Origin of the sequence: Thauera phenylacetica B4P, from assembly GCF_000310225.1 — a bacterium.
Lineage (GTDB): Bacteria > Pseudomonadota > Gammaproteobacteria > Burkholderiales > Rhodocyclaceae > Thauera > Thauera phenylacetica.
The window spans coordinates 1-4,811 of sequence record NZ_AMXF01000274.1 but is presented as its reverse complement, the minus strand read 5'-3'; the positions used below and the strand labels follow the sequence as shown (position 1 = coordinate 4,811).

Below are 4,811 nucleotides of genomic sequence, written 5' to 3'. Positions count from 1 at the left end.
TCGATCGCCGCCGGGTCGACCACGCCGCCCTCGGCGACGACGCGGTTGCCACCCGCCGCGCGCGCCTGGTCGGCGCGCTCCTGGGCGAGCGCGAGCAGCGCGCCGATCGCGTCGCGGCCGTCGGCGACCGCGCTGGCGACGCCGATGCTCAGCGTCACGCGGATGCGCTCGTCGCGGTAGGCCATCACCAGCTTCTCGACGCCTTCACGCAGGCGCAGCGCGAAGGCGCAGGTGGACACGCGGTCGATGCCCGGCGACAGCAGCGCGAAGCAGGCCTGGCCGTGCTGCGACAAGGTGTCCTCGGCGCGGATGCGCCCGCTCACCAGCTTGCCGAGCTTGCGCAGAATGAGCTGCACGACCTGCACGCCGTAGCGCGCGGAGAGCTCGTCGAACTGGTCGATGCCGATCACCATCGCGCCGATGTCGGCCTGGCGCCGGCGCGCCTCGACCACCGCCTGGGCGCCGTGGTGCTCGAGGTAGGCCTCGGTCGCGAGCCCCGACTCGGGGTCGATCGGGCTGTGACGCTCGAGCGCGGCGCGGCTGCGCTCGAGTTCGCCCTGCGCCTTGGACAGGCGCAGCAGCGACATCAGCGTGGCGAGCAGCTCGACCCCGCCCGTGCCCTTGGTGACGAAGCCGTTGGCGCCGAGGGCGAGCGCGCGTGCGCGCGCGGACTCGTCCTCGTCGCCGGAGATGATCACCACCGGCAGGTCGCGCACGCGCGGCAGCTTCGAGGCGCGCAGGCGCTCGAGCAGGCCGTAGCCATCGAGGCGGGGCATGCCGATGTCGGTGAGCACGATCTCGATCGCCGGATCGACCAGCAGGGCCTCCCAGGCGGCCTCGCCATCGGGCTCCTCGCGCGCCTCGAAGCGGCCGCGGATGTGCTTGACGATGGACGCGCGCACCATGCGCGAGTCGTCCACGACGAGGATGCGCGGCAGCCTGCCGTCCGCGTCCGTCGTCAGCGCACCCTGGTCCATGGCGGGCGGCTCTCAGGCGCCGATGCGCACGACGGTGCGGCCCTTGACGCGGCCGTGGATGAAGTCGTCGAAGGCGCCCGGCAGCGCGTCGAAGTCGATCGTGCGCGTGATCGCAGCGAGGTGGCGCGGCTTGAGGTCGGTGGCCAGGCGCTCCCACACCCGCAGCCGGGTCGGGAAGCCCATGTAGCCCGAATCCACCCCGAGCAGGCTCACGCCGCGCAGGATGAGCGGGAACACGGTGGTGTCGATCTTGAAGCTCGCCGCGTTGCCGATGCTGGCCACGGTGCCGGCCTGCTTCATGGTCGCCAGCACCCAGTGCAGGATCTGCCCGCCGACGTTGTCCACCGCGCCGGCCCAGCGCGCCGCCTCGAGCGGCCGCACCTTGTCGAAGTCGATGGACGAGCGCAGCAGGATCTCGGCCGCGCCCAGCATCTCGAGATAGTCGGCCTCGGCCTCCTTGCCGGTGAGCGCGACCACGTGGTAGCCGAGCTGCGCCAGCATGTCGATGGCGAGCGCGCCGACGCCGCCGGTGGCGCCGGTGACCACCACCGGCCCGTTGGCCGGCGCCAGGCCGTTGTCTTCCATGCGCACGATGCCGAGCGCGGCGGTGAAGCCGGCGGTGCCCAGCGCCATGGCCTCGAACAGGTCGAGCCCGGCCGGCAGCGGCACCACCCAGCCCGCCGGCACGCGCGCGTACTCGGCGTAGCCGCCATGGTGGGCGACGCCGATGTCGAAGCTGGTGGCGATGACCTTGTCGCCCGGCTGGAAGCGCGCATCGGCGCTGTCGACCACCTCGCCGCACAGGTCGATGCCGCCGACGCAGGGGAAGCGGCGGATGATCTTGCCCGCGCCGGTCGCGGCGAGCGCGTCCTTGTAGTTGATGCTGGAGTAGTGCACGCGGATCGTCACCTCGCCCGCATCGAGCTGGTCTGCGCTCATCGCACGCATGCCGGCGACCACCTTGCGGTTCTCGTCCTGGTCGATCACGAAGGCCTTGAAGGGATTCATCCGGGAGTCTCCTGTCGATGTGGCGGGCAGCCCTGCGGCCGCGCTGATTCATAATTATAGCCGCAACTTGCAATCTGCCCGAACAGGGCGCATCCGCCTCAAGTTTGCGCCGCGGCGGCCGTGAATCCGGGTTGATCCCGTGCGCCGCTCCGCTGCCACACCGAACGCGCCAGAGACCGCGAACATGCCCCTGCTGCCCAGCCCCCTGCCCTCGTCCGCAGCCTACATCGACGCCTTCAACCGCGCCGGCCTGCCCGTCCTGCGCCACACCGCGCGCGCCTTCGAGGAGCTGCGCGGCGCCGAGCACCCGCCCGGCGCGCGCGAGATCGCCGCGGTGGTGCTCGCCGACCCGCTGATGACCCTGCGCCTGCTCACCCATCTGGAGTCGAACCGACGCGCCTCGCAGAACCACGACATCACCACCATCGAGCGCGCCGTGCTGATGCTGGGCGTGGAGCCCTTCTTCTCCACCTTCTCCGCGCTGCCCACGGTGGAGGACACCCTCGCGGCGCATCCGAAGGCGCTCGTCGTGGTGCTCAAGCTGATCGCGCGCGCGCGCCGCGCAGCTACGCTCGCGCGCGAGTTCGCGACGCTGCGGCGCGATCACGAGGTGCAGGAGATCACCGTGGCCACCCTGCTGCGCGAGGCTACCGAGATCGTGTGCGCGATCCATGCGCCGACGCTCACCCTGGAGGCGATCGCGCGCCGGCAGGCCGATCCCGCGCGCCCCGCGGCCGAAGTGCAGCGCGAGGTCTTCGGGGTCAGCGCCGCGGAGCTCCAGCACGCGCTGATCGCCGCGTGGCGGCTGCCGGGCCTGCTCGCCGGGCTGCTCGACAGCGGCCACGCCGACAACCCGCGCGTGCGCACCATCACGCTCGCCACCCGCTTCGCCCGCCACCAGGCGCGCGGCTGGACCAGCCCGGCGCTGCAGGAAGACCTGGCCGAGCTCGAAGCGCTGCTGCACCAGCCGCGCGAGAGCCTGCTGCAGCGCCTGGGCGTGCCGGCCGAGCTGCGCGCCGGCCTGCTGCCGGACGCGCAGGCGGACTGAGCGGAGCGCACCGCAGCCCGGCGGCTCGCGGCCAGCCCCTTCAGCCGCAGAGCAGGATCAGGTTGCTGAAGTCGAGCAGCAGCGCCGGCTGCTGGTAGGCGGCGAAGAGCAGGCCCAGCACGAGCGCCGCCAGCACGACCAGCGCCAGGCGCAGCAGCGCCTTTTTCATGGCGTGGCCAGCCGCGCGAGCGGGGCCTCGCGCACCGGCAGCGACAGCGCCGCCGCCATCACCGAGAGCGCGATCGACAGCCACCACGCCATCTCGTACGAGCCGCTGAGGTCGAAGATGCGTCCGCCCAGCCAGGCGCCCAGGAAGCCGCCGATCTGGTGGCCGAGGAAGACGATGCCGTACAGCATGCCGACGTAGCGCATGCCGAAGATGCAGCCCACCAGGCCGCTGGTGAGCGGCACCGTGCCCAGCCACAGCAGGCCCATCACCGCGGCGAAGACGTAGAGCGTGAGCGGGCTGAGCGGGAACAGCATCAGCGCCAGGATGGCCACGATGCGCAGCGCGTAGATCCACGCCAGCAGCCACTTCTTGCTATACAGGCCGCCCAGCCAGCCCGACAGGAAGGAGCCGAAGATGTTGAACAGCCCGATCATCGCCACCGCGCTCATGCCGATGTTGGCCGACAGGCCCATGTCGACCACGTAGGCCGGCAGGTGCAGCATGACGAAGGCGGTCTGGAAGCCGCACACGAAGAAGCTCCAGAACAGGAAATGGAAGCTCGGCGTGCGCATCGCCTCGGCGAGCGCCTGGCGCAGCGACTGCTCGACCCCACCGCCGCGCGCGCTGGTGCCGGTGACCGCGGCGGCGAGCGGGATGATGAAGGCGATGCCCAGCGCCATCCACAAGAGCGCGTCCTGCCAGCCGACGGCGGTGATCAGCCCCTGCCCCACCGGCAGCACCGCGAACTGGCCGAAGCTGCCGCCCGCCGAGGCGATGCCGAGCGCCAGGCTGCGCTTCTCGGGCGCGGCCATGCGCCCGATCACCCCCAGCACCACGCTGAAGGTGGTGCCCGACAGGCCCATCCCGATCAGCAGGCCGGCGCCGAGGTTGAGCCCGAGCGCGCTGTCGGCATGGGCCATCACCACGAGGCCGAGGACGTAGAGCAGCGCCCCGCCCGCCAGGGTGCGGCCGGCGCCGTGGCGGTCGGCGAAGGCGCCGGCGAAGGGCTGGAACACGCCCCACAGCAGGTTCTGCAGCGCGATCGAGAAGGAGAACAGCTCGCGCGACCAGCCGTGGTCGAGCGTCATCGGCTGCAGGAAGAGGCCGCCGGTGTGGCGCACGCCCATGGCCAGGGTGAGGATCAGCGCCCCGCAGGCCATGACGACCGCGGGGCGGCGCAGGAAGGCGGGGGCCGCGAGGGGGGAAGACGGGAGGGACAAGATGGGAATATCCGCTGCGAGGGAGGCGATTCGCCGCCACCGTGGCATGCGCAACACGTGGCGCGAGGGCGCGAGTATAAGATGCGCGCATTCGCAATGGAGTCCCCGCAATGAGCATCGGCAGCGCAGTCTTCCTCGGCCTCGTCGTCCTCGCGCTGGTATATGGCGTGGTGATCTACAACGGCCTCGTGCAGCTCAAGCACAACCTCGCCAAGGCCTGGGCCAACCTCGACGTGCTGCTCAAGCAGCGCCACGACGAGCTGCCCAAGCTGGTCGAGGTGTGCCGGCAGTACAAGCAGTTCGAGCAGGACACGCTCGCGCGCGTGACCGAGGCGCGCGCCCGCGTCGCCCAGGCGCGCGAGGCCCGCGACGTGGCGGCGCTCGGCGCC

The 4,811-nt window shown here is 71.7% G+C and carries 6 protein-coding genes; 2 read left to right on the top strand and 4 right to left on the bottom strand.

The window, feature by feature from the left end; genetic code table 11:
- Both C667_RS20240 and C667_RS20235 read right to left on the bottom strand, forming a co-directional pair.
- Positions 1-977, bottom strand: a 977-nt coding sequence (locus C667_RS20240) for a GGDEF domain-containing response regulator (protein ID WP_004379833.1), incomplete at its 3' end; no start/stop codon positions are given.
- A gap of 12 nt (positions 978-989) precedes the next feature.
- Positions 990-1,985 carry an oxidoreductase gene (locus tag C667_RS20235; RefSeq protein WP_004379831.1) on the bottom strand — a complete coding sequence of 332 codons (996 nt, stop codon included), beginning with the start codon at positions 1,983-1,985 and terminating at the stop codon, positions 990-992.
- A gap of 184 nt (positions 1,986-2,169) precedes the next feature.
- On the opposite strand from C667_RS20235, the gene C667_RS20230 reads away from it, so the two are divergent.
- On the top strand, positions 2,170-3,033 hold the full coding sequence (locus C667_RS20230) for an HDOD domain-containing protein (RefSeq protein ID WP_004379830.1): 864 nt from the start codon (positions 2,170-2,172) through the stop codon (positions 3,031-3,033).
- A 40-nt stretch (positions 3,034-3,073) separates the two neighbouring features.
- Here C667_RS20230 and C667_RS26715 read toward each other — a convergent pair whose 3' ends face one another.
- Together C667_RS26715 and C667_RS20225 are read right to left on the bottom strand one after the other, a co-directional pair.
- Entirely contained in the window at positions 3,074-3,202 is a 129-nt protein-coding gene (locus tag C667_RS26715) for a hypothetical protein (RefSeq protein WP_281054851.1), read from the bottom strand.
- Positions 3,199-4,422: an MFS transporter gene (locus C667_RS20225; protein WP_245538515.1), complete on the bottom strand. Its 1,224-nt coding sequence runs from the start codon at positions 4,420-4,422 to the stop codon at positions 3,199-3,201. The genes C667_RS26715 and C667_RS20225 overlap by 4 nt, the downstream gene beginning before the upstream one ends.
- 110 nt (positions 4,423-4,532) lie before the next feature.
- Here C667_RS20225 and C667_RS20220 point away from each other — a divergent pair.
- Positions 4,533-4,811: LemA family protein (locus tag C667_RS20220; RefSeq protein ID WP_004379828.1), on the top strand; the 279-nt coding region annotated here is incomplete at its 3' end.